Raw genomic sequence first — 24,090 nt, 5'->3', positions numbered from 1 at the left:
CCCCTGCGGTGGACGGGAATCCGCGCCACGGACGATCCCCTGTGACCTGGACCACGGCTAGCGTGTGCCGTGTCGACTGCCAGTGCTGCAGAGAGGGAGGCTTCCATGCGCGTTGGAGTACTGACCGGCGGCGGTGACTGCCCCGGGCTGAACGCGGTCATCCGGGCCCTGGTGCGCAAGGGCGTACAGGAGTACGGGCATGAGTTCGTGGGCTTCCGCGACGGCTGGCGCGGCCCGCTCGAAGGCCAGACCAAGCAGCTCGACATCCCCGCGGTCCGCGGCATCCTGCCGCGCGGCGGCACCATCCTCGGCTCGTCCCGCACCAACCCGCTGAAGGTGGCGGACGGGGTCCGCCGGGTCAAGGAGAACCTCGCCAAGCACGAGGTGGACGCGCTGGTGGCGATCGGCGGCGAGGACACCCTGGGCGTGGCGGCCACCCTCTCCGGGCAGTACGGCATCCCGTGCGTGGGCGTGCCCAAGACCATCGACAACGATCTCAACGCCACCGACTACACCTTCGGCTTCGACACCGCCGTCAACATCGCCACCGAGGCCATCGACCGGCTGCACACCACCGCCGAGTCGCACATGCGGGTCCTGGTCATCGAGGTCATGGGCCGCCACGCGGGCTGGATCGCGCTGCACGCCGGGCTCGCGGGCGGCGCCAACGTCATCCTCATCCCGGAGCACCGCTTCGACATCGACGAGGTCTGCGGCTGGGTGGAGAGCCGCTTCAAGGTCCGGTACGCGCCGATCATCGTGGTCGCCGAGGGCGCCATGCCCAAGGACGGCGAACTGGTCACCAAGGACGGCACGCTGGACTCGTTCGGGCATGCCAGGCTGTCCGGGATCGGCGACTGGCTGGCCAAGGAGATCGAGAAGCGCACCGGGAAGGAGGCCAGGACCACGGTCCTGGGCCACATCCAGCGCGGCGGTACTCCGTCCGCGTTCGACCGCTGGCTCGCCACCCGGTTTGGGCTGCACGCGATCGATGCCGTTCAGGACGGCGACTTCGGGAAGATGGTCGCGCTGCGCGGCACCGATATCGTGCGCGTCGAGCTCTCCGAGGCCACGGCCAAGCTGAAGACCGTTGATCCGGCGCTCTATGCGGAAGCCGGGGTCTTCTTCGGCTGATGCCGGGTGGGTGGGTGGGGATGTCTTCCCCACGCATCCACCCACCCTGTTTTCCTCAAGCCACCGTCACCGTGGCCAGTAGCTCTGTGACGATCGCCTTGCCGTTCATCGTCAGTACCGACTCCGGATGGAACTGGACGCCCGCGAAGCCCGGGCCGCGCAGCGCGTGGACGTCACCGGTGGCCGGATCACGGCTCAACTCGACGCGGTGCATGGCCAGTTCATCGGCGGCGGCGTCATCGCACCGGGCGGTGAAGGTGTTGTAGAACCCGACGGTCTCCGGCCGTCCGAACAGGTCGATGTGTTCCTGAGCGCCCTGGAACGGCACCCGCTTGCGGACGATCTCCAGGCCCAGCTCGGCCGCGATCAGCTCATGACCAAGGCACACACCGAGCAGCCCCTGCCGGTGGGTACTGAGCAACTCGGCGGCCAACGAGCGCAGTTGGCGCATCTTGGGGTCGGTGCGGTCCGACGGGTCGCCCGGCCCGGGGCCGAGCACCACCGGGCCGGGGTGCGTCAGCGCCGCTTCCCGCAGCCCGGGCTCGTCGTAGCGCCGTACGGTCACCTCAAGCCCGGAGGAGCGCAGTACGTGCGCCAGCATCGCGGTGAAGGTGTCCTCACCGTCGACCACGATGGCGTGGCGGCGTGTGGCGTCGCCATCGAGGCCGGTCGGCTCGGCGGCCGGCCGGTCCTGCATCCGCAGCCAGAACGGCGCCAGGTTCGCCCGGCGGGCGTCGAGTGCCGCGCGCACCCGGATGTCGTCGGCGAGCCGGGGCCGCGGGCCCTCCTCGGAGCGCCCGGGACCGGGCCGTACCCCCAGCGCGGCCAGGACCGCGGCCGCCTTCGCGTGCGTCTCGGCCACCTCGCCGCGCGGGTCGGAGTGGCGTACCAGCGTCGCGCCCACCGGGACGCTCAGCCGTCCGTCCGGGGCGATGTCGGCGGTGCGGATGAGGATCGGCGAGTCGAGGGTCTGCGCGCCGTCCGCGTCCCGGCCGATCAGCGCGAGGGCGCCCGCGTAGTAGCCGCGCCCCGAGGGCTCATGGCGTTCGATGACGCGGCAGGCGTTCTGCACCGGCGAACCGGTCACCGTCGCGGCGAACATGGTCTCGCGCAGCACGTCCCGTACGTCCATCGAACTGCGGCCGCGCAACTCGTACTCGGTGTGCGCCAGATGCGCCATCTCCTTCAACCGCGGCCCGACCACGTGGCCGCCGAGGTCGCCGACGGTGCACATCATCTTCAGCTCCTCGTCGACCACCATGGTCAGTTCCTCCACCTCCTTCGCGTCGCGCAGGAACGCCAGCAGGCCCTCGGCGGACGGGCCCTCGGCCGGATAGCGGTAGGTGCCGCTGATCGGGTTCATCACGACCGTCGCTCCCGACATCCGGACGTGCACCTCAGGGCTGGCGCCGACCAGCGTGCGCTCACCGGTGTGCACCACGTACGTCCAGTACGCGCCGCGCTCCTCGCTCAGCAGTCGCCGGAACAGGGCGAGCGCGTCGGCGGCGGTGAAGCCGGGGATCTCGCCGCGGAAGGTCCGGCGGATCACGAAGTTCGCGCCCTCGCCCCGGCCGATCTCGTCCTCGATGACCCGCTCGACGATCCGCGCGTACGCGTCGTCGTCCACGTCGAACGCTCCGCGCTCGACCGACACGCCGTGCCGTGGCAGCGCGGCCAGCAGCTCGGACACCGGCAGCCGGTGCGTCTCCCGCGGCCGCAGCACCACCAGCGGTGTGCCGTCGTCGGTCACGTCGAAGCCGCGCTCCCGGATCTGCCGGAACGGCACCAGTGCCAGCGCGTCCAGCGCCACGCCAAGCTCGGGCACACCGGACGGCAGCGGGATGTCGGCCAGCCGCTCCAGCCGCTCGACCGGGCCGAGCAGCAGCTCGGCGGTGTCCGCGGCGCGGCCGGGCGTACGGCGGTGCAGCAGGGCGAACGGCGGGCAGGCGGGGGAGCACAGGCGCTCGACGAGTGCGCTGGGGCTTGCGTTCATGGCGGATCCTTCCGGGATGCGGAGGGCGGCCAGATACGCCGAAGGCCGCCCCTCGGGCGGCCTTCGCGGAACTTCTGAGTGCGCGCGATCAGTGGGCCGCCGGATCAGCGGTCCACCACCATGCCGTGCGGCAGGTCAACTCGGATTGCGCGAACATGGCCCCGACCCTAGCGCACGACCCGGGATGACCACGGACTGTCTCATCCTGCGGGCATCGACGAAAACATCTGGACAAGACCCCGTAATGTTGGCCTTGTGACCGTGAACGCTGAATCCCCTGCCAGTGGCAACACCTGGCGCGACCTTCCCGCGGCGCAGCAGCCCGAGTGGCCCAACCCCGAGGCTCTGCGCGATGTGATCGCCGACCTCGAGTCGTATCCGCCGCTCGTCTTCGCAGGCGAGTGTGACCTGCTGCGCAACCGCATGGGGGCCGTCGCCCGTGGCGAGGCGTTCCTGCTGCAGGGCGGCGACTGCGCCGAGGCGTTCGACGCGGTCTCCGCCGACCACATCCGCAACAAGCTGAAGACGCTGCTGCAGATGGGTGCCGTGCTCACCTACGCGGCATCGGTCCCGGTGGTGAAGGTCGGCCGGATCGCCGGCCAGTACTCCAAGCCGCGCTCGAAGCCGACCGAGACCCGCGACGGCGTCACCCTGCCGACGTACCGCGGCGACAGCGTCAACGGTTTCGAGTTCACCCCCGAGGCCCGCACGCCGGACCCGGAGCGGCTGAAGCGGATGTACCACGCCTCGGCCGCCACCTTGAACCTGGTGCGTGCCTTCTCCACCGGTGGTTACGCCGACCTGCGCCAGGTGCACGCCTGGAACCAGGACTTCGTGAAGTCGTCCCCGTCCGGTCAGCGCTACGAGGCGCTGGCCCGGGAGATCGACAACGCGATGAACTTCATGAAGGCCTGCGGTACCGACCCGGAGGAGTTCAAGACCGTCGAGTTCTACTCCTCGCACGAGGCGCTGATCCTGGACTACGAGTCGGCGCTGACCCGCGTGGACTCGCGCACCGGCAAGCTGTACGACGTCTCCGGGCACATGGTGTGGATCGGCGAGCGCACCCGGCAGCTGGACGGCGCGCACATCGAGTTCGCCTCCCGGATCCGCAACCCGATCGGCGTCAAGCTCGGCCCGACGTCCTCCGTGGAGGACGCGCTCACCCTGATCGAGCGCCTCGACCCGGAGCGCGAGCCCGGCCGCCTGACGTTCATCACCCGCATGGGCGCCGACAAGATCCGTGACCGGCTTCCCGAGCTGGTGGAGAAGGTCACCGCGTCCGGCGCGCATGTGGCGTGGGTGTGCGACCCGATGCACGGCAACACCTTCGAGGCGGCCTCCGGTCACAAGACCCGGCGCTTCGACGACGTGCTCGACGAGGTCAAGGGCTTCTTCGAGGTCCACAAGGGCCTTGGCACCCATCCGGGCGGCATCCATGTGGAGCTGACCGGTGACGATGTCACCGAGTGCGTGGGCGGCGGCGACGAGATCTTCGTCGACGATCTGCACCAGCGCTACGAGACCGCCTGCGACCCGCGGCTCAACCGCAGCCAGTCGCTTGACCTGGCATTCCTGGTCGCGGAGATGTACCGCCAGCAGTAGGCCGCGGCCACCGGCAAACCCCAAAAAGCCAGAGGGGCACGGATCACATGGATCCGTGCCCCTCGGCTCTTTGCGGTGCAGGGCACGGCAGGTAAGGTTAGGTTTGCCTCAGTAACCTAGGGACCCGCTGGGAGGGAACCCGCGTGTACGTATGCAGCTGCTTCGGCGTGACCGAGGCACAGGTGCATGCGCACAAGGCCGCCGGGGCCTGCACCCCGCGTGATGTGGCCTCCGCGTGCAAGGCGGGTACCGACTGCGGCTCCTGCGTCCGCCGCATACAGGCGCTGCTGGGCCGCGGCGGCGGCTGTGTCTCACGTGGCGAGGTCTCACGCGCTGAGATCCAGGCCCGGCTGACTCCCACGGCGGCCGCCACCGAGCAGTCCCGTGGCGAGCCCGCGGCCGCGCCGCGTCCGGTGCTGGCGGCGTTCAAGGCGGCCTGAGCCCGGCCTACGACGCGTCCGGCTGCTCGATGACCTGCGCGATGTAGAGCGGTTCGCCCAGCTTCTCCACCAGTTCCAGCTGCGTGTCGAGATAGTCGATGTGGTGTTCCTCGTCGGCCAGGATGGACTCGAAGATGTTGGCCGAGGTGATGTCCTCCTTGGCCCGCATCACCTCGATCCCGCGGCGCAGCCGGTCGATCGCCTCCACCTCGACCTGCCGGTCCGCCTGGAACATCTCGGTCACCGTCTGGCCCACCCGGACATGGAAGAGCCGCTGGTAGTTGGGCAGCCCCTCAAGGAAGAGGATCCGGTCGGTGAGCACCTCCGCGTGCTTCATCTCGTCGAACGACTCGGCCCGGGTGTAGTTCGCGAGCTTGTACCAACCGAAGTTCTCCTGCATCTTCGCGTGCAGGAAGTACTGGTTGATCGCGGTCAGTTCGCCGGTCAGCTGCTCGTTGAGGAACTCGATGACCTCGGGGTCGCCCTGCATGGCAACGCCGTCCCTTCGTTGGTGCCCTGGGGGCGGGGCAGATGGGCGCATCCTCGCACCGAGCCGCGGACCGATCCAGTAAGTACACACTCATGGCAGCTTGTCGTGATTGGCCGCCCAGCGGTTCACCGCGGGTCAAGAGCATGCTGCCCGGTCTGTCACCATGGAGTCATGGGTCAGTCGGAACGCCGCGAAGGAGAGCTTCCTCCCGGACAGCGGCTTCAGCGCGGCTGGCCGGTTCTGCACTATGGGCCGGTGCCCAGGTTCAAGCCGGACCGCTGGGAGTTCCGGGTGTTCGGGGCCACGGCCGACGGTGAGAAGCACTGCTGGAACCACGAGGAGTTCTCGGCGCTGCCGCACGCCACCGTCATCGGCGACTTCCACTGCGTCACCAAGTTCTCCATGCTCGGCGTCGAGTGGGGCGGGGTGGCCACCTCGACGGTGCTGAAGCTGGCGCCGCCCGCACCCGAGGTCACGCATGTCATGGTCTGGGCCGAGTATGGCTTCAGCTCGAACCTGCGGCTCGCCGACTTCGCCGACGACAAGTCGATATTCGCGACGCACCGGGGCGGCGAGCTGCTCACCGCCGAGCACGGCTTCCCGGTGCGTCTGATAGTCCCGCATCTGTACGCCTGGAAGGGCCCCAAGTGGGTGCGCGGCATCGAGTACATGGTCGCCGACCGCCGCGGCTTCTGGGAGGAGCGCGGCTACCACAACATCGGCGACCCATGGGGCGAGCAGCGCTACTCGTACCAGGAGGTCCCCGGCGAAGGCCCCGAGCTCTAGCCTTCCCGGCGGATCCTGACCGGGGCGCGGTGCCCGCGGGCCGCTACGCCCGCAGTTCCTTGAGCCGGGCCACGTCCGCCGCGTACTTCTCCTTCGGCCCCGGCGTCTCGATCACCAGCGGTACGCCCTCGGTCGCCGGATGCCGGAACAGCTCACCGAACGGCTCCGCGCCGATGTGACCGGCGCCGATGTTCTCGTGCCGGTCCTTGTGCGCGCCGACCACGTCCTTGGAGTCATTGGCGTGGATGAGTTTCAGCCGTCCCGCGCCGACCGTGTCGGTCAGCAGGTCCAGCGTCTGCTTCATCCCCCCGGGGCCGGTCAGGTCGTGGCCCGCGGCGAAGACATGGCAGGTGTCCAGGCACACGCCCAGCTTCGGATGCCGGTCCAGTGCCTCGAAGTACGGGCCGAGGTCCCAGATGCGGGAGCACACCGAGGCACCCTGCCCGGCGGTGGGCTCCAGCAGCAGCCATGGGTCGTCGTCGTGGGTCAACTCGTCGAGCAGCGGCAGCATCCGCTCCCGTATCTGTGCGAGCGCCACCGAGCGAGGCCGCCCACCGGTTGCCGAACCCGTGTGCACCACCACGCCCCGCGCGCCGATCGCCCGCCCCCGGCGCAGCGAATGCCGTAGCGAGGCCACCGAACTGTCCACGGTCGCCGCCGTGTGCGAGCCGAAGTTGATCAGGTAGGGGGCGTGCACGTAGGCCGGAACCGCCGCGGCGGCGCACCGCTCGCGGAAGGCCTCGTCCTGCGCCGGACTGCCCACCGGCGTCGCCCAGCCGCGCGGGTTGGCGACGAAGACCTGGACGGCCTCGGCGTCGATGTCGTCCGCGTACTTCAGGCCGGTGGCCGCGAGCCCACCGGCCACCGGGACATGGGCGCCGACGGGATTGCGGGCCGGACCGCTGCTCCTGACCGCCATCAGCGTGCCCACAGGGTGATCGTGGTGCCCTTCGGCTGCATCGAACCGCCGCCGGGCGACTCGTTGAAGACCTTGCCGGTGAAGAACAGGTTGATCACGGTGACCTTGAAGCCCGCGGCCTCCAGGGTCTGCTTCGCCGTGTCGGTGTCCTGACCGGTCACATCCGGCACCTTGAACAGCTGCTGGCCCTTGGAGACGGTCAGCGTGACGGTGTCGCCCTGCGCGGCCTGTCCGCCGTCGGCGGGGCTCTGCTGGGCGACGGAGTCCTTGGGCACCGAGTCCGAGTACACCGGGCTGCCGGAGACCTGCACCTTCAACCCGGCGGCCTGGAGCTTCTGTTCGGCGTCGCTGACGGTCGCTCCCACCACGTTCGGGATCGGCACCGCCTTGCCCCTGCTGACGGTGATCGCGACGGCGTCGCCGTTCTTGCGCGCGGTACCCGGCGCGGGATCGATGGAGATCACGGCGCCCGCGGGCACGGTGTCGCTGAAGGCCTCGGCGACCGTCCCCGGGGTCAGACCGGCATCCTTGATCTGCTGCTGCGCCTGCTCCAGCGGCTTGCCGGCCACCTGCGGCACATCGGTGCGCTGCGGGCCGCGCGAGACGACCACATGCACCGTGCCGTTGCCCCGGATGCGCTGGCCGGGGCCGGGATCGGTGGAGATCACATGATCCTTGGCGACGGTCTCGCTGAAACCCTCGCTGACCCGCACGCCGAGCCCGGCGTTGCGCAGCTTCTGCTCGGCCTGCGCCTTGGACAGCGCCAGCACCGGCGGCACGCTGGTGAACTGGCCGGAGCCCACGTACCAGACGACCGCGCCGGCGCCGAACAGCACCAGCAGCGCGGTGACGATCGCTATCAGACCGCGGCGCGGCAGCCGCCGTCGGGCGCCGGGCGCCGGGGGCTCCTCGTGCTTGATCAGATCCGGTGGCAGCTGGAAACGGCTGGTGCGGTTGATCACCTCGGTCCGCTGGGTCCGCTCGCGGCGGATGACCGTCGTACGGTCGTCACCGTCCGCGCCCGCCAAAGCCTGCGGCGGCGCCGCGTCCAACTGCTCGTCGGACAGCGCCGAGCGCACCGAACGCAACCGCCCGAGCGCCGCCACCGCGTCGGACGGGCGCGGCCCCGGCTCACGCGCCGCCATGACTGTCACCAGTTCGTCGAGCTCGGGCGCCAGGCCGGGCACCGCGGCCGACGGCGGCGCGATGTCCTGGTGCAGATGCTGGTAGAGCACGGCGGCCGGGGTGCCGCCGTTGTGCGGCTTGGCGCCGGTGAGCATCTCGTAGAGCAGCACCCCGCACGCGTAGATGTCGGAGCGCTCGTCGGCGGTGCCGTGCTCGATCTGCTCCGGTGCCAGGTACGACACCGTGCCCAGCACCTCGCCGCTGGTGGAGGTGGTGTCGGTGCCCACCGCGCGCACCAGCCCGAAGTCGGCGACCTTGACCCGGCCGTCGTCGCCCATCAGGACGTTCTCCGGCTTCATGTCACGGTGTACGAGGCCCGCGCGGTGCGCGGCGCCCAGCGCGGCCAGTATCGGCTCCAGGATGTCCAGCGCGGCCCTCGGCGGCAGCGCGCCGCGCTCGCGCAGCACGTCCCGCAGTGTGCATCCGGCCACGTACTCCATCGCCAGATAGACATACGTACCGTCGGTGCCCTGGTCGAACACGCCCACCACGTTGGGATGGTCGAGGCGGGCGACCGCCTTGGCCTCCCGGATGAACCGCTCGACGAAGGCGGCGTCGCCGGCCAGCGCCGGATGCATCACCTTGAGCGCGAGCACACGGTCAAGACGGGTGTCCACGGCCCGGTAGACCGTGGCCATCCCGCCGACGGCGATCCGTGCCTCGATCCGGTACCGACCGTCGAGCACTTGCCCGACGAGCGGGTCCTGGAGGGTCGTATTCACGGGATGGAGTTTACGAGGTGGGACTGTGGGAGCCAGCCCCCACGAGGATCGGCCCCACCTCGCGGCGTGCTCCGGGGCCGTCAGGCCCCACTGCCCCACGCCGGGCGTTCCGGATCCAGCGCGGCCAGGCCCTCCACGGGCGAGGACGCCTCCGCATGATGCCGGCGCGGAATCCGGCCCGCCCGCGCGGCGAGCCGTCCCGCCTCGACCGCGTGCCGCATCGCGGCGGCCATCAGCACCGGCTGCTGCGCCCTGGTCACAGCGGACGCCAGCATCACCCCCGAGCACCCCAGCTCCATGGCGAACGCCGCGTCCGACGCCGTGCCCGCCCCCGCGTCGAGGATGACCGGAACCGACGCCCGCTCCGCGATCAGCTGGAAGTTGTACGGATTGCGGATGCCGAGCCCGGAGCCGATCGGCGAGCCCAGCGGCATGACCGCCGCACACCCCACGTCCTCCAGCTTGGCGGCGAGCACCGGGTCGTCGTTGGTGTACGGCAGTACGACGAAGCCGTCGTCCACCAACGTCTCGGCCGCGTCCAGCAGTTCGACCGGATCCGGCAGCAACGTGCGTTCGTCCGCGACGACTTCGAGCTTGACCCAGTTCGTGCCCAGCGCCTCGCGGGCCAGTCGCGCCGTGAGGACGGCCTCCCCGGCGGTGTAGCAGCCCGCCGTGTTCGGCAGCACGCGAATGCCGTGCTTGTCGAGCACGGACAGCACCGAGCCCTTGACGGTCGGGTCGAGCCTGCGCATGGCGACCGTCGTCAGCTCGGTCCCGGAGGCGAGCAGCGCCTGCTCCAGGACCTCAAGACTGGGCGCACCGCCGGTGCCCATGATCAGCCGGGAGGTGAAGGCGGCGTCGGCGATCTTGAACAGGTCGTCGGCCATGTGATCAGCCTCCCTGGACCGCGGTGAGGACCTCGACGCGGTCGCCTTCGCCGAGCGCGGTGCTGGTCCATCGGCTGCGGGGGACCACCGTCTCGTTGACGGCGGCGGCCACGCCGGAGTGCGCGGTGGTCAAGGTGGCGACGAGGCGGTCGAGGGTGAGGCCTTCGGGGACTTCGCGGGCTTCGCCGTTCAACGAGACGGTCATACGGCCTGCTCCTGGAGTGCGTTCGCGAATCGTGCGGAGGTGAACGGGCGTGCGTACGCCGGGACTTCGCCGGTGGTCAGTACCTGCGCCATCACATCACCGGTGACCGGGGTGAGCAGCACTCCGTTGCGGTGGTGGCCGGTGGCCAGCAGCAGCCCGGGCAGCGCGGTCGGGCCGAGCATCGGGGCGTTGTCCGGTGAGCCGGGGCGCAGCCCCGCCAGGGTCTCGGAGAGCGGCAGTTCGGTGATGCCGGGTACGAGGTCGTGCGCGTCCCGCAGCAGTTCGTAGACGCCGCCCGCGGTGACCGTGGTGTCCCAGCCCAGTTCCTCGCTGGTCGCGCCGACCACCAACTCGCCGTTCTCGCGCGGCACCAGATAGACATGGCCGCCGCGCACCACCCCGCGCACCGTCCTGGACAGGAAGGGCGCGTACGCCTGCGGGATCCGCAGCCGCAGCACCTGGCCCTTCACCGGCCGCACCGGTGGCCGTACGTGCTCGGGCAGGCCCGCGACGGTGGCGCTCAGGCTGCCCGCGGCCAGTACCACCTGCCCGGCGGTGAGCGCCGTGCCGTCGCGCAGCACCACGCCATGGGCCCGGTCGCCGTCGACCGTGACCCGGTCCGCGAGATCGCGGTGGAAGGTCACCCCGGCGAGCTCGCAGGCCCGTAGCAGGGCGGCGCCGAGTCGCCGTGGATCGACCTGGTGATCGCCGTCCACCCGCAGGCCGCCGCGTACCCCGGGGGCCAGCATCGGCTCAAGACGGCGGCAGTCACGACCGCTGATCCACTCGGATTCGAGGCCGAGCGAGAGCTGGAAGGCGTGCAGTTCGCGCAGCGCCGCACGGTCGTCGGAGTCCAGCGCGACCGCGAGCGTGCCGCACGGCCGGTAGCCGAGGTCGAGACCGGTGGCCTCGGTCAACTCGGCGGCGAACGACGGATAACGCCGCGCCGAGGCCAGATTGAGGTCGAGCAGCGTCTGCTCGCCGTACTGGAGCTCGGTGACGGCGGCGAGCATCCCGGCCGCCACGCGTGCGGCGCCGCCGCCCGGTGACGGGTCCACCACCGCCGTCCGCAGCCCGTGCTGGGCCGCCCGCCAGGCGGTGACCAGACCGATGATGCCGCCGCCGATGACGAGCACGTCGTCGCCTTGCGGCGGGCAACCCGAAGAAAGCATGACAATCCCGCTCCTCCCTTCGCCGGCATGACCCGGATCAGGTTCCTACGGTCGGCGGCCGCTCAGCCGCCCTCTCAGCCCGGTACGTCCGGGCTCCCGCGAGTGCAATGCGTGACGCCACCTTACTGCTTGATCCGGGGGACCCCCAGACCCCCTCGGACGGATCCCGGGTGCCCCGCACTCCCGGCCCCCGGCCAGGAGTGAGGGGGCGGGGTCGTGGCGCCGCGCTGTGCCGGCGAAGCGCCGGGGGGTGGGCGTGACGATGTGTCAGGGATCTCGTCGCACGCCGCTGCGGTATCCGCCCTGTGCGGCGCTACCGTGATCACGTGAGCGATGACCAGAATGTGCGCCGCGTCGTGGTGGTCGGAGCCGGGATGGCCGGAGTACAGACCGCGGTGTCGCTGCGCGAACACGAATTCAGCGGCTCGATCACACTGCTGGGCGCGGAGCCGCACCACCCCTATGACCGGCCACCGCTGTCCAAGTCCGTGCTGCTCGGCTCCGCCGACGGCTCCGCCTTCGACGTGGACTTCGCCGGGCTCGGCATCGAGCTGCTGCTCGGCCAGCACGCCGACGCGGTGCGCCCGGCGGAGCGGCAGGTGGCGACGGCGCGGGGCACGGTCCCCTACGACCGGTTGGTGATCGCCACCGGCGCGGAACCGGTGACGCTGCCGGGGGCGGTCGGGGTACCGGGCGTACACATGCTGCGCACCCTGGACGACGCGAACGCGCTGCGCCCGGTCCTGGCCGCCAAACGCCAGGTGGTCGTGGTCGGCGCCGGATGGATCGGCGCCGAGTTCGCCACGGCGGCCCGCGAGTCGGGGTGCGAGGTGACCGTGGTCGAGGCCGCGGAGCGACCGCTGGCCGGGGTGCTGCCCGCCGAGATCGCCGCGCCGATGCGCGGCTGGTACGAGGAAGCCGGGGTGCGGCTGCTGACCGGAGCCACGGTCGCCGGTGTCGAACCGGGCGCGGTGGTGCTCGCCGACGGCACCCGGCTGCCCGCCGGTGCGGTGGTGGTCGGGATCGGCGCGCGCCCGACGACCGGCTGGCTCGCGGGCTCCGGCATCGAGCTGGACGCGCAGCGGGCGGTACGCGCCGACGACCGGCTGCGCACCTCGGTCCCGGGCATCCTCGCGGTGGGCGACTGCGCGTCGTTCCCGTCCGCCCGCTACGGCGAGCGGCTGCTCATCCACCACTGGGACAACGCTGTGCAGGGACCGCGTACGGCGGCGGGAAACCTGCTGGGCGGGGACGAGCCGTACGACCCGGTGCCGTACTTCTGGTCCGAGCAGTTCGGGCGTTTCGTGCAGTACGCGGGCCACCACACCGACGCCGACCAGATACTGCGGCGCGGTGATCCGGACGGTCCGGCGTGGTCGGTGTGCTGGCTGCGGGACGGCGCGCTGGTCGCGCTGCTCGCCGTGGGCCGGCCGCGCGACCTGGCCCAGGGCCGCAAGCTGATCGAACGCGGCGCGCTACTGGACCCGTCCGCGGCGGCCGATCCCTCCGTCCCGCTGAAGTCGGCGGTACGCAGCGCGGCATAGCGCCTGTCCCGCGGGGTGAACCGTCCGCGCGGCGGGCCCTCCGCGTCGTAGGCCGACTTTCTGCACCGCGGGCCCTCCGTGGCGTGGGCCCTCCGCGTCGTGGCCGACGCGTCGTCGTGGCCCGGAGACTCGCCGAGCGGCCCTGGTACGGCGGGCAGCCGTCAGGGTGACTTCGGGCGGGCGGCGCGCCGGGCGCGGACCGGGCCGGACGCCGAGCCCGGTCGCCCACCTCGGACCGGGGCCCGTGCGGCGCCGTCCCCCGTGCGCCCCAGCCCGGGTACCGGTTGGCGGTGCGGGATGGCAGGCTTGTCCCGTGACTGGTTACTCGTCGATTGACCCCAAGATTGACGCCCTCGTACCTTCCTGGCTCACTCTCCCCGACGCCGCTGAGCGGCTCGATATCGAAGTGACCCGCGTTCGGCAGCTGATCAAGGAGGGTCAGCTCATCGCGGTCCGTCGGGGCGAAAACCGGGTCCTGATGGTTCCCGCCGACTTCATCGGCGCCGGCAAGGCGGTCAAGGGACTCGCCGGAACGCTGACGCTCCTCAGGGACGACGGCTTCACCGACGAAGAGGCGTTGGAGTGGCTGTTCACCGCCGACCCGACCCTGCCCGGCACCCCCGCCCAGGCTCTGCGCGAGAATCGCGGGACCGAGGTGAAGCGCCGCGCCCAGGCGCTCGCCGTCTGACCCTTCCCCGTCCGGGGACCCGACCGGGGGAGCGCCACCGTATGACCAGTACCGCCGCCGAGGCCGATTCCGCGCACTACGGGCGTGCGGTGCGCGCGAAGCTCGCCGACGCCCGGGTCTACCTGTGCACCGACGCCCGCAAGCGCCAGGGCGATCTGCCCGAGTTCCTGGACGCGGTCCTGGGCTCCGGCGTGGACATCGTCCAGCTGCGTGACAAGGGGATGGAGGCCGCCGAGGAGCTGGAGCACCTCGCGGTCTTCTCCGCGGCCTGCCGCAGACACGGCAAGCTGCTCGCGGTCAACGACCGGGCGGACGTCGCGCACGCGGCGGGCGCGGACGTGCTGCACCTGGGTCAGGGTGACCTGCCGGTGCCCGCAGCCCGCGCCATCCTCGGTGACGAGGTGGTCATCGGGCGCTCCACCCATGCCGAATCCGAAGCGGCCGCGGCCGCCGCCGAGCCCGGTGCGGACTACTTCTGCACCGGGCCGGTGTGGCCCACCCCCACCAAGCCGGGACGGCACGCCCCCGGTCTGCCGCTGGTGGAGTACGCGGCCGGACTGGCCACCGGCCGCCCCTGGTTCGCGATCGGCGGTATCGACCTGTCCAATGTGGAGCAGGTGCTGGCGGCGGGAGCACGGCGGATCGTCGTGGTCCGGGCGATCACCGAGGCGGACGATCCCGCCGAGGCCGCGGCACGGCTGGCGAAGATCGTCCGAGGGGCGGACGGAAGTCCGTCATAACCGGTCATATCGCTGAAGCTGGTTACGGGGTGTCCACGCAGGCCGTTAGCCTGAACGACATGGCCCTCGGAACTCCTTCCACCAGGACCGATCGCGCGGTCACCATTCGTGAACTGCTCTCGTCCGGCGAGCGCTCGTACTCGTTTGAATTCGCCGCCCCGAAAACCGAGAAGGGCGAGCGGACCCTCTGGAACGCCATCCGTCGGATCGAGGCCGTAAGGCCGACCTTCGTATCCGTGACCTACGGCGCGGGCGGCTCGTCCCGTGAGGGGACGGTCCGCGCCACCGACCGCATCGTCTCCGACACCACGCTGACCCCGTGCGCGCATCTGACCGCGGTCAACCACTCGGTCGCCGAGCTGCGGAACATCATCGGGCAGTACGCGGACGCCGGAATCCGCAACATGCTCGCGGTCCGCGGCGATCCGCCCGGCGATCCGATGGGCGAGTGGGTCCCGCATCCGCGGGGCCTGCGCTACGCCGCCGAACTGGTCGAGCTGATCAAGGAGTCCGGGGACTTCTGCGTGGGCGTCGCGGCTTTCACCGAGATGCATCCGCGTTCCACCGACTGGGAGTCCGACACCCGGCATTTCGTGGAGAAGTGCCGGGCGGGTGCCGACTTCGCCATTACCCAGATGTTCTTCGACGCCGAGGACTATCTGCGGCTGCGCGACCGGGTGGCAAAGGCCGGTTGCGAGACGCCGATCATTCCGGAGATCATGCCGGTCACCAACGTCCGGCAAATCGAGCGTTTCTCCCAGCTCGGCAACGCGCCGTTCCCGCCGCGGCTGGCGGAACAAATCCTCGCGGTCCAGGACGATCCGGCGGCCGTGCGGGCCATCGGTGTGGAGTTCGCCAGCGAGATGTGCCGCAGGCTGATGGCCGAGGACATCCCCGGACTCCACTTCATTACCCTGAACCACTCCACAGCGTCGCTGGAAATCTACGAGAATCTCGGTCTGCACCAAAGGTCGTAACGGGCGGATCCGCCGCCCCCGGGGGATACGACGGCGGTGAACGGTAAAAGGGAAGTGCGCGCATGGGCTACACGGTGCTCTATATCGCGTTCGGTGTCGTGGCGCTCTGGCTGCTGGGTGAGGTCCTCCTGCAGTACAAGGCGCGGCTGCGCTGGCGGGTGCTGGCCTTCGCCGGGTTCTGCGGTGTGGTCCTGGGCGTGGCCCTGCCGTCGGTGATCGTGATCTGCCTGGGCGCGGCCGGGTTCGCGACCGGACAGACCTTCGTCACGCTGTCGCACCGGCGCGGTTTCTCCACCGGTTGGGCGCTCGGCGGGCGGCCCGGCTCCAGCCGCCGCCGCAGGGCGGGCCGCGGCGCGGGGAACGCCGCCCCGCCGGCCGCGCCGGAGCCTTCGGCCGACGCCGAGGAGACCGCGGTCGCCGTGGCCGCGGAGGAGGCCCTCACCGCGACCGCCGCGTTCCAGCCGTTCGACGCCGGAGGCGACGAATACGGCCAAGGCGTGGACAGCACACAGGTGTACTCGCCGATGCCGATGCCCGACGACACGGGGGAGTACGCGGTCTACGGTGACCGCTCCCCGTATGCCGCCGACCCGTATGCCACCGCCGGCTACGAGGGGTACGGCGCGCAGCAGGGGTACGGAGCCGAAGGCTCCGCATGGCCGGAGCAGCAGCCCGCGGCCATGCCCGAGTACATGGCCTACGAGGCGGATGTGTTCGGGAACGCCCCGCAGCCTGGATACGACTACGGCTACGGCTACGGCCAGCAGCAGTATCCGCAGTACCAGGAGTACCCCCAGCAGGCCTATCCGCCGCAGGATCCGTACGCCGCCCAGTACGGCTACCAGACCCCGCCGGACGGAGTCTGGATGCCGCCGCAGGAGCACCCCTACCCCGAGCAGGCCCACATCCCCGAGCAGGCCCACATCCCCCAGCAGGCGCCCCCGATGCACGATCAGCCGCAGCCCACGGACCCTTACGACCCGTACCGCTACTGAGCGCCCGGACTCCGGGTCATCGGCTGCCGCCGGGACCGCCCGCGATCAGGTCCGCGACGATCGCCCCGGACATCCCGGCATGCGCCAGCCCGCCACCCGGATGTGCCGAACCGCCCACCAGATAGAGCCCCTCGGCGCGGGCGCGGTTGCCGGTCCGCAGATACGCACCGGACGCACCGGCCAGCGCCGGGCCGGGCACCGCGCCACCGCGGAAGCCGGTCTGCCGCTCGGTGTCCGCGGGGGTGCGCACCTCGCGCCACAGGATCCGCTCCGACAGGCCAGGTATGGCGGCTTCCGCCACCTCCACCACCCGGTCCGCGAACGCGTCCGCGTAGCCCTCCGCTGTCCAGTCCACCGGTCCCTGCGCGGGCACGGTGACCGTCAGTGTGACCGCTTCGTGCCCGTCGTCCGGGCGCAGCCGGGCGTCCTCCGGGCGCAGCACCGCCACGGTGGGCGCGCCGGTGCCCGGGCGGCCGTCGTGTGCGCTGTCCGCACCGTGCACGATGGTGCGGTGTGCGGTTCCCGCCGGGCGCGGCCCGCGCAGTGCCAGCAGCACGGTGAAGCGGGCCAGGTCCACCGGCAGCGGGTCGCGCGGGGTGCCCCGGACCACCGTGTCGGCGTCCGCCAGGGTGCCGTCCGCGAGCTCCACACCCACCGCCCGGCCGTCCTTCTCGACGACGTCGGCCACCTCGGCCCCGAAGTGGAACTCCACGCCGCGCGCCAGACAGCGCTCGTACACCGCGTCCGCGAGCGCCCGCAAGCCGCCGCCGACGTACCAGGAGCCGAAGGTCTGCTCCATGTAGGGCAGAACGGCCGCGCTGGCCGGCGCGGTGCCCGGGTCGTACCCGTACGCGAGGACATAACCCGCCAGCAGCGAGACCAGGCCGGGGTGCTTCAGCTCGCGGCGGCCCACCTCGGCCAGTGTGCGCGCTGATCCACGGCCGAACAGCCCGCGGCGCGCCGGGTACGGATCGCGGCCCAGCGGCCCGGTGTCCGCGGCCAGCGTGTCCTCCAGCAGCGGGCGGCGGGTCACCTCCCAGACCGCACGCGCCCGGTTCATCACCTCGCTCCAGCGCTCGCCCGCACCGGCCCCGAACGCCTCGTCCAGCGCCGCGACCACGCCCGCGCGGGACGCGTTCGGCAGCGCGAACCCGGTGCCGTCCGGCAGCAGATGGCGGCTTGCCGGATCCACCTGGACCAGCTCGACGGTGCGCTCCAGGGTCTCCTTGCCCGTCTTGACGAACAAGTCCCGGTAGACGGCGGGCAGATGGAGCAGTCCCGGCCCGGTGTCGAACGCGAACCCGTCCCGCTCGTAGCGGCCGACACCGCCCCCGTACGTCTGCGCGCGCTCGTACACCGCCACCCGGTGGCCGCCCGTGGCGAGCCGGGCGGCCGCCGCCAGCGAGCCCATACCCGCGCCGATTACCGCGATCCGTGCCATGCCAGGGACTGTATCGGTCACCACTGACAGTCGGCCGCCGGGCCGGGACTGAGTATCCGTACCTAGTGGCTACCTGGGCACGCAGATGAGTAGCCGAGCGGATGGGCAGCCGCCCGCGGCGACGAGAGAGTGGAGCCCGCGAGCAGGGATGAGTCATCGGACCGCCGACACGGGGCGGCGGAACGGAGCCGCCCGCTCGCGGACCGGGGGAAGCGCTGGTCCGGGGCGGCTCGAAGGGGGATCGAGCCGTACCGGACCAGCGCGCTGGTCTCGGTGGGGGGTCTTCGTTCCGGGGTTGCGCTGGGTTCGGTACCGCCGGTCCCGTACGTCGTGGTTGCGCGCCGCCGCGGGATTCCTTTGGCGGCAAGCCCCCAACCGTCAGCTGCCGCCCACTCTGCCCTGCAGTAGGCGGGACAGGGCCGCGTGTACGTCGTCGATGTCGCGGTCGGGCTGGAACGCCTGCCAGTCGAGCGCCGCCACCAGCACCATCCCGAACAGCGCGGACGCCGTGAGCGGCACATCGATCTCGTCGCTCAGCTCACCACCGTCCACCGCCTCGCGCAGCACCTTCTCCACCACCGCGATCGCCTCTTGGCGCACCATCATCAAGGTGGACTGCCAGGCCCGGTTGGTGCGCCACAGTTCCGCGACGTACAGCTGGGTGAACGACGGGTAGCGGCCGATGAAGACCAGCCCCGCACGGATCATCGCGTCCAACGCGTCGACCCGGCTGCCGCCCGCCGCGGTCACCTTCTCCGACGCCTCGCGCAGGGATGCGGTGAGCAGCCCCACGCCATGCCGCAGCAACTCCTCGAAGAGGTCGTTCTTGCTCGCGAAGTTGTAGTACACCGTGCCCTTCGCGACCCCGGCGCGCTCGGCGATCTCGTCCACGGTGGTGGACGAGAACCCCTTCTCCGCGATGAGGGTGACCGCGGCCTCGTAGAGCCGCTGCCGGGTGGCCTGGCGTCGTGCGCTGTTCATAGCGCCGATTCTCCTCCCCGTTCACAAACTGATTTCGGGATGGAGCCGGTCCACCGTCCACACCTGCTTACGGCGAGCGCTCCACGCGGTGAGGGTAAGCGAGCCCGCGGTGAACGCCAGCAACACCAGGCACGCCCGCCACACCGGCCACATCTCACCTCCGGTGATCAGGTGGCGCAACCCGTCGACGATGTAGCTCATCGGAAGGAACGGGTGAATCGCGTTGAAGAACCCGGGGGACGCCTGCACCGGGTACGTACCACCCGCCGAGGTCAGCTGGAGCATCAGCAGCGCCAGGACGAGCACCCGGCCCGCGGGCCCGAAGCGCGCGTTCAGCAACTGCACCATGGCCGCGAAGCACGCGGCCACCAGCACCAGGAACCCGACGGTCCCGGTCGCCCGTGCCATCTGCAACCCGATCGCCCAGTGCAGCACCGACAGCAGCGCGCCGGTCTGCAGCACACCGATCGCCGCGACCGGCAGCCAGCCCGCGAACGCGATCCGCCACGCCGGGGCGCCCGCGGACAGCGCGCGCTTGCTGAGCGGCTGCATCAGCATGTACGCCACCATGGCGCCGACCCACAGGGAGAGCGGGATGAAGTACGGGGCGAGACCGGTGCCATAGGTCGGAGCCTTGTGTGTCGCCTGCGAGAGCAGCCGCACCGGGTCGGACATCACGGAAGTACGGGTGTCGCGGTCCCGCTTGCCGTAGTCCGGGATCTGCTGGACGCCGTCCTTCAGACCGGTGGCCAGCGTGTTGGAGCCGTCGGACAGCTTGTACATCCCGCCGTTGATCGACTGTGCGCCGGACCTCAGGTCGCCGATGCCGGAACCGAGCGAGTCGATCGCGTTCTTGGCGGTGGTGGTGCCGTCGTGGACGCCGTCGGCGCCGGTGGCGAGCTTGTGCAGGCCCGAGTTCAACGCGTTGACCTGGGCGACCGCGTTGTCCATGTCCGTGGACAGGGTCGGTGCCTCGTCGGCTATCCGCTGCGCCAGCGAGTGGAGCGTCTTGAGGTCGCCGTCGATCTTGTCGAACGACGAGGAGTTGTCCTTCACGAGCGTGTCGACGTCGCCCGCGGCTCTCGCCGCCTGGTCCGCGCCGTCCGCGATGTCCTTCAACGCGCCGCAGTCCGCGCCCGGTAGCGGGACCGTGCCGCAGTGCGTGCGGTAGTAGGCGCGGGCGTTGTCGGCGTTCGTCTGCGTCTTGGTGGCCAACTGGGCGGCCTTCTGCGGCAGTTGGGTGAGATTGTCGCGGATCGCCTGCGAAGCGTCGGCGACCAGTTGCGCGATGGTGCCGATCTCCTTGCTGTGGGACTTCAGGAACGGGCCGTAGCTGTCCACCGAGCCGTTGACCTTGTCGGCCAGCTTCTGGGTGCCGTCCGCCGCCGTGTGGACGCCGTCGGCGAGCTGTCCGGTGGCGCTCTGCAGCGTGTCGAGGCCGTTGCCGATCTGGTCGCTGGCGTTCTTGGCCGTGCCGAGCCCCTTGGCCAGCTGCCCGGTGGCCTGCTGCGCCTTGTCGATTCCGCCGTGCAGGTCGTCGGCGCCCTGCGCCGCGTGCTGCGTCTTGTCGTGGATGTCGGAGAACGAGACGAAGATGTTGTCGTAGAACGACCGGGAGGCGTTGGCGGAGGCCGCCGAGCGGATCTCGGCGAAGACCGAACGGGAGATCTGCCCGACGACGTAGTTGTTGGCGTCGTTGGTGCGCACCTGCAGCGCCCCGGTCTGCGGGTCGTTGCCGGAGCTGGAGGCGACGCGGCGGCTGAAGTCCGCCGGAATGGTCAGCGACAGGTAGTACTTGCCGTTCTCCACGCCCTTGGCGGCGTGCGCGGCGTCCGTCTCCTGCCAGTCGAAGCCGGCGCTGCTGTGGCTCAGCTTGCGGGCGATGTCATCGCCCGCGGTGAGCTTGTGGCCGCGGGCGGTCGCGCCCTGGTCGGCGTTGACCAGCGCCACCGGGATCTTGTTCAGCCGCCCGTACGGGTCCCAGAACGACCACAGGTACAGCGCGCCGTAGAGCAGCGGCAGCAGCAGGAGCGCCGCCATCGCGGCCCTCGGCAGCCGCCCCCTGCCGAACTTGCGCAGCTCAAGCGCGGCCAGTTTCGGCGTACGCATGCGCCGCCCCCTCCTTGGTCTCGGTGGTGTCGTCGGTGCTGGTCGTCTCCTCGGAGTCGCCTTCCACGCCGCCCAGGCGGACGGTGAACGCGTCCTCGGGTGCCTCGGTGCACACCGCGACCACGGTCGTACCGGCGTCGGCGACGGCCCGGAGGGTGTGCCAGGCGGCCGTGCGGTCCTCGGCCGACAGCTTGTGGTCGGCGTCGTCCACCGCGAGCAGCCGCGGGCGGCCGATCAGGGCCAGCGCCGTGCCCAGGCGCAGTGCCTCCAGCCGCTCCAGGTCCCGTACGTAGGTGCGCGGGCCCTTGGACAGCGTGTCCAGGTCCAGTCCGGCGGTGGCCAGGGCCTGCTCCGTCCGGGCACGGGATTCGGCGGCGCGCTCGCGGCGGGGCCGCAGCAGGGCGCGCAACGAGCCGTCGAACCGGCGCTGCAGAAGCGCCCGTTCCCGTAGGTGCTCGGCGACGGTCAGGGCGGGGTCGAGCTCGGCCACGCCGTCCACCGGTCCGAGCCCGCTGATCCGGCGGACCGCCGACAGGCCCTTGGGCAGACGGTGTCCGGCGACCTCCGCGTGCCCCTCGGTGCCGCGCATCCGGCCGGTCAGCGCGAGCAGCAGACAGGTCCGACCTGAGCCGGACGGCCCCTCGACGGCGATCAGGCTCCCGGGCGGCGCGTCGAACGCGACGTTCCGGAAGACCCAGCCCCGTGGTCCCTTGAGTCCGAACCCGTCGGCGCTGACCGCCGCACCGTGCGGTGCGGCGGTAGCCGTGTGCGCTTCGGCGTGCCGACCCACGTGCCCTCCCTTGAACTTGAACTGACTGGCATGAACTTGAACTGACTGGTCAGTTCAAAAAGTATGCCGCATGGGATGCGGGCCGGTTCGGGCGGGGGTGGCTGATGCGCCAACTGTGCTGCGGTTACTGGCGTTTCCGCAGGTCAGAGTCGATTGTCAGTGGTCTGCCCCACTATGAGCGTGGACGGACTCGAACCGTCGTCCGAAGGAAGACAGGAGTCCGAAGACAGGAGGTCGCCATGGTTGCCACCGCCAGCGCACGCGCACGTCACCGTCACGGCGTCACGGGCCCGGCATCCGGTCCGCCGAGTGATGTCCACCCCGTCCTGCGCAAGATGGCCGCACCACCCGCCGCCCTCGATCTACTGGCCCAGGCCCACGCGGGCCTCGACGAAGCCGCGGTCCTGGAGACCGCCAACGAGCGCTACGCCACGGCTCACCTCGCCGCGCTGCGCACCGCCGCCGCCGTCCTCGCCGTACGCGGCCGTCCGGAACCGACCGCCCGCCGCAGACAGCGGATCCGCAGCGCATGGGAGGTTCTGCCCGAGGTCGCACCCGAACTGGCCGAGTGGAGCGCCCTGTTCGCCTCCGGCGCCACCCGCCGCGCCAAGGCGGAAGCAGGCATACCCGGCGCCGCCAGCTGGCGTGCGGCGGACGACCTGCTGCGAGCCACGGGGATGTTCCTGCGGCTGGTGGAACGGCTGCTGGGGCTGCAGCCACCGCTCGGCTAGGGGGTTCCCGGCCGCGGGCCATTAAGGTGGAGGCCGACGTCAAGTTCCGTGCCGCAGGTCAAGAGCCTGCGACGCCGCGCCGAGGAGCCGCCCCGCCGTGTCAGATCCGCTGCGCCCCCGAGCGTCCCTGCGTACCGCCGTCGTCTGGGAGGTGCTCAAGGATGCCCTGGAACGGCAGGCCAAGGCCTCGGGACTCGAGGCCCTTGACGTGCTGGATACCGGTGGTGGGACCGGAAACTTCGCGGTCCCCGTCGCCCGGCTCGGGCACCGGGTGACGGTGGTGGATCCCAGCCCCGACGCGCTGTTCGCGTTGGAGCGGCGGGCGGCCGAGGCCGGGGTGACCGAGCGGATCCGCGGTGTGCAGGGCGATGCGCACGGGCTGCTCGACGTGGTCGAGCCGTCCTCGTACGACGCGGTGCTCTGCCACGGCGTACTGGAGTACGTGGACGACCCGGCCGAGGGTGTACGCAACGTGGTGCGCGCGCTGCGCCCGTCCGGCACCCTCAGCCTGCTCGCCGCCAGCCGCAACGGAGCGGTGCTCGCGCGGGCCATCGCCGGCCACTTCGCCGAGGCCCAGCGCGGGCTCTCCGATCCTGACGGCCGGTGGGGCGAGGGCGACCCGCTGCCCCGCCGCTTCACCGCGGACGACCTGACCGCGCTGGTCCGTGACGGGGGCCTGGAGGTGGCCGCCGTACACGGGGTGCGGGTCTTCGCCGACCTCGTCCCCGGTGTGCTCGTCGACACCGAGCCCGGCGCGCTGGACGCGCTGCTGAGGCTGGAGCTGGCCGCCGCCGAACTGCCCGCGTTCCACTCCATCGCCACCCAGTTGCATGTGCTCGCGCACCGCGGCTGAGGAGCCTCGCGCACCGCGGCTGAGGATCGGCGCGAGCAGTCCATCACAGCCCCACCCGTTCCAGGGCTGCGGAACGTATCATCTGGGTAAAGCAACGACAGCATGACGGGCCGGTGGGTGGGGAATGCACTCCTCGTTCCGTCGCGCTCGTCACTCCGCAGGTACGCGACAAGTGGATCGGCGGTTGGATTTGCGCTCAGGGGCGGGTTTCACGGGGACGGATCCCTGCCTATCCTGAAAGGGTCGTACCGGTCGCGCCCCTGCGACCGACGAGTAGGAGGACTCCGTGCCGCTCTCGGAGCACGAGCAGCGCATGCTTGAGCAGATGGAGCGAGCGCTGTATGCCGAAGACCCCAAGTTCGCGTCGGCGCTTGAGGGAAGCGGGCTGCGCACGTTCACTCGACGGCGTGTATACCAGGCGGTAGCGGGCTTCCTGGTGGGCATCGCGCTGCTGATGGCCGGAATGGTCGCCCAGCAGATCTGGATCAGTGTGGTGGGATTCCTCGTCATGCTGGGTTGCGCCGCGCTCGCGATCACCGGTTGGCGGCGCTCGGTGAAGCCCGCTCAGCAGCAGCCGGGCATGGGCATGTCTCCAGGGCAGTACGGACGCCATCACCCCCGCCGCAAGGGGCGTGTGATGGACCGGATCGAGGAGCGGTGGCAGCGCCGCCGCGATGAGCAGCAGGGTCCCTGACACCGGGAT

General features: G+C 71.1%; 23 protein-coding genes and 1 riboswitch. Of the genes, 12 read left to right on the top strand and 11 right to left on the bottom strand.

Features of this window, described 5'->3' with window-relative positions:
• Positions 1-105: 105 nt before the first annotated feature.
• Entirely contained in the window at positions 106-1,134 is a 1,029-nt protein-coding gene (locus P2L57_RS15595) for a 6-phosphofructokinase (RefSeq protein WP_275814506.1), read from the top strand.
• A 55-nt stretch (positions 1,135-1,189) separates the two neighbouring features.
• Here the strand turns inward: P2L57_RS15595 and P2L57_RS15590 are convergent, their stop codons facing one another.
• Positions 1,190-3,127: an anthranilate synthase family protein gene (locus P2L57_RS15590; RefSeq protein WP_275814503.1), complete on the bottom strand. Its 1,938-nt coding sequence runs from the start codon at positions 3,125-3,127 to the stop codon at positions 1,190-1,192.
• Positions 3,128-3,388: 261 nt separating this feature from the next.
• Here P2L57_RS15590 and P2L57_RS15585 point away from each other — a divergent pair, with 261 nt between their 5' ends.
• Positions 3,389-4,732, top strand: a complete 1,344-nt coding sequence (locus P2L57_RS15585) for a class II 3-deoxy-7-phosphoheptulonate synthase (RefSeq protein WP_275814499.1) — start codon at positions 3,389-3,391, stop codon at positions 4,730-4,732.
• Positions 4,733-4,875: 143 nt separating this feature from the next.
• Positions 4,876-5,172: a (2Fe-2S)-binding protein gene (locus P2L57_RS15580; RefSeq protein WP_275814495.1), complete on the top strand. Its 297-nt coding sequence runs from the start codon at positions 4,876-4,878 to the stop codon at positions 5,170-5,172.
• A 7-nt stretch (positions 5,173-5,179) separates the two neighbouring features.
• Here the strand turns inward: P2L57_RS15580 and bfr are convergent, their stop codons facing one another.
• Positions 5,180-5,662, bottom strand: a complete 483-nt coding sequence (gene bfr, locus P2L57_RS15575) for a bacterioferritin (RefSeq protein WP_275814492.1) — start codon at positions 5,660-5,662, stop codon at positions 5,180-5,182.
• Positions 5,663-5,833: 171 nt separating this feature from the next.
• On the opposite strand from bfr, the gene P2L57_RS15570 reads away from it, so the two are divergent.
• Positions 5,834-6,448, top strand: a complete 615-nt coding sequence (locus P2L57_RS15570; protein WP_275814489.1) for a sulfite oxidase-like oxidoreductase — start codon at positions 5,834-5,836, stop codon at positions 6,446-6,448.
• 43 nt (positions 6,449-6,491) lie between these two features.
• On the opposite strand, the gene P2L57_RS15565 is transcribed toward P2L57_RS15570, so the two are convergent.
• The 5 genes from P2L57_RS15565 to thiO form a co-directional block, all read right to left on the bottom strand.
• Positions 6,492-7,367 carry a deoxyribonuclease IV gene (locus P2L57_RS15565; RefSeq protein ID WP_275814636.1) on the bottom strand — a complete coding sequence of 292 codons (876 nt, stop codon included), beginning with the start codon at positions 7,365-7,367 and terminating at the stop codon, positions 6,492-6,494.
• The gene (gene pknB / locus P2L57_RS15560) at positions 7,367-9,274 is read right to left on the bottom strand and encodes a Stk1 family PASTA domain-containing Ser/Thr kinase (protein ID WP_275814486.1); all 1,908 of its coding nucleotides are present in this window, start codon (positions 9,272-9,274) and stop codon (positions 7,367-7,369) included. Before pknB ends, P2L57_RS15565 begins: the two co-directional genes overlap by 1 nt.
• 80 nt (positions 9,275-9,354) lie before the next feature.
• Entirely contained in the window at positions 9,355-10,161 is an 807-nt protein-coding gene (locus P2L57_RS15555; RefSeq protein ID WP_275814482.1) for a thiazole synthase, read from the bottom strand.
• Between the two features lie 4 nt (positions 10,162-10,165).
• Positions 10,166-10,366, bottom strand: coding sequence for a sulfur carrier protein ThiS (gene thiS / locus P2L57_RS15550; protein WP_269854347.1), 201 nt, complete (start codon positions 10,364-10,366; stop codon positions 10,166-10,168).
• Complete coding sequence (thiO, locus tag P2L57_RS15545) at positions 10,363-11,538, bottom strand: glycine oxidase ThiO (RefSeq protein ID WP_275814479.1); 1,176 nt, start codon at positions 11,536-11,538, stop codon at positions 10,363-10,365. Before thiO ends, thiS begins: the two co-directional genes overlap by 4 nt.
• A riboswitch (TPP riboswitch) is annotated at positions 11,535-11,648 on the bottom strand. It overlaps the preceding gene by 4 nt.
• 216 nt (positions 11,649-11,864) lie before the next feature.
• Between thiO and P2L57_RS15540 the strand changes: the two genes are divergently transcribed.
• The 5 genes from P2L57_RS15540 to P2L57_RS15520 all read left to right on the top strand — a co-directional run bounded on the left by P2L57_RS15540 (position 11,865) and on the right by P2L57_RS15520 (position 16,482).
• Positions 11,865-13,082: an NAD(P)/FAD-dependent oxidoreductase gene (locus P2L57_RS15540; RefSeq protein ID WP_275814476.1), complete on the top strand. Its 1,218-nt coding sequence runs from the start codon at positions 11,865-11,867 to the stop codon at positions 13,080-13,082.
• A gap of 313 nt (positions 13,083-13,395) precedes the next feature.
• On the top strand, positions 13,396-13,770 hold the full coding sequence (locus tag P2L57_RS15535; RefSeq protein ID WP_275814473.1) for an Rv2175c family DNA-binding protein: 375 nt from the start codon (positions 13,396-13,398) through the stop codon (positions 13,768-13,770).
• 41 nt (positions 13,771-13,811) lie between these two features.
• On the top strand, positions 13,812-14,510 hold the full coding sequence (gene thiE / locus P2L57_RS15530) for a thiamine phosphate synthase (RefSeq protein ID WP_275814470.1): 699 nt from the start codon (positions 13,812-13,814) through the stop codon (positions 14,508-14,510).
• Between the two features lie 59 nt (positions 14,511-14,569).
• Positions 14,570-15,487 (top strand): methylenetetrahydrofolate reductase [NAD(P)H], encoded by a 918-nt coding sequence (gene metF / locus P2L57_RS15525; RefSeq protein ID WP_275814467.1) that lies wholly within the window; start codon positions 14,570-14,572, stop codon positions 15,485-15,487.
• A 62-nt stretch (positions 15,488-15,549) separates the two neighbouring features.
• Positions 15,550-16,482, top strand: coding sequence for a hypothetical protein (locus P2L57_RS15520; RefSeq protein WP_275814464.1), 933 nt, complete (start codon positions 15,550-15,552; stop codon positions 16,480-16,482).
• A 16-nt stretch (positions 16,483-16,498) separates the two neighbouring features.
• Here the strand turns inward: P2L57_RS15520 and P2L57_RS15515 are convergent, their stop codons facing one another.
• From P2L57_RS15515 to P2L57_RS15500, 4 genes are all read right to left on the bottom strand, one after another.
• Complete coding sequence (locus tag P2L57_RS15515) at positions 16,499-17,923, bottom strand: phytoene desaturase family protein (RefSeq protein WP_275814461.1); 1,425 nt, start codon at positions 17,921-17,923, stop codon at positions 16,499-16,501.
• 378 nt (positions 17,924-18,301) lie between these two features.
• Positions 18,302-18,904: a TetR/AcrR family transcriptional regulator gene (locus P2L57_RS15510; protein WP_275814458.1), complete on the bottom strand. Its 603-nt coding sequence runs from the start codon at positions 18,902-18,904 to the stop codon at positions 18,302-18,304.
• Positions 18,905-18,925: 21 nt separating this feature from the next.
• Entirely contained in the window at positions 18,926-21,013 is a 2,088-nt protein-coding gene (locus tag P2L57_RS15505) for a YhgE/Pip domain-containing protein (protein WP_275814455.1), read from the bottom strand.
• Entirely contained in the window at positions 20,985-21,803 is an 819-nt protein-coding gene (locus tag P2L57_RS15500; RefSeq protein WP_275814452.1) for an ATP-binding cassette domain-containing protein, read from the bottom strand. The genes P2L57_RS15505 and P2L57_RS15500 overlap by 29 nt, the downstream gene beginning before the upstream one ends.
• A gap of 239 nt (positions 21,804-22,042) precedes the next feature.
• Here P2L57_RS15500 and P2L57_RS15495 point away from each other — a divergent pair, with 239 nt between their 5' ends.
• The 3 genes from P2L57_RS15495 (at position 22,043) to P2L57_RS15485 (ending at position 24,081) form a co-directional block, all read left to right on the top strand.
• A complete protein-coding gene (locus P2L57_RS15495) occupies positions 22,043-22,534 on the top strand; it encodes an SAV_6107 family HEPN domain-containing protein (RefSeq protein ID WP_275814449.1) in 492 nt (163 codons plus the stop codon).
• A gap of 97 nt (positions 22,535-22,631) precedes the next feature.
• The gene (locus tag P2L57_RS15490; protein WP_275814447.1) at positions 22,632-23,387 is read left to right on the top strand and encodes a methyltransferase; all 756 of its coding nucleotides are present in this window, start codon (positions 22,632-22,634) and stop codon (positions 23,385-23,387) included.
• 286 nt (positions 23,388-23,673) lie between these two features.
• On the top strand, positions 23,674-24,081 hold the full coding sequence (locus P2L57_RS15485; RefSeq protein ID WP_275814443.1) for an SCO2097 family morphological protein: 408 nt from the start codon (positions 23,674-23,676) through the stop codon (positions 24,079-24,081).
• The last annotated feature ends 9 nt before the right edge of the window (positions 24,082-24,090 follow it).

Source organism: Streptantibioticus ferralitis (genome assembly GCF_029223525.1).
Taxonomy (GTDB): domain Bacteria; phylum Actinomycetota; class Actinomycetes; order Streptomycetales; family Streptomycetaceae; genus Streptantibioticus_A; species Streptantibioticus_A ferralitis.
Note: the sequence above shows the minus strand (reverse complement) of the source record. Positions and strands in the feature narration are given on the sequence as shown.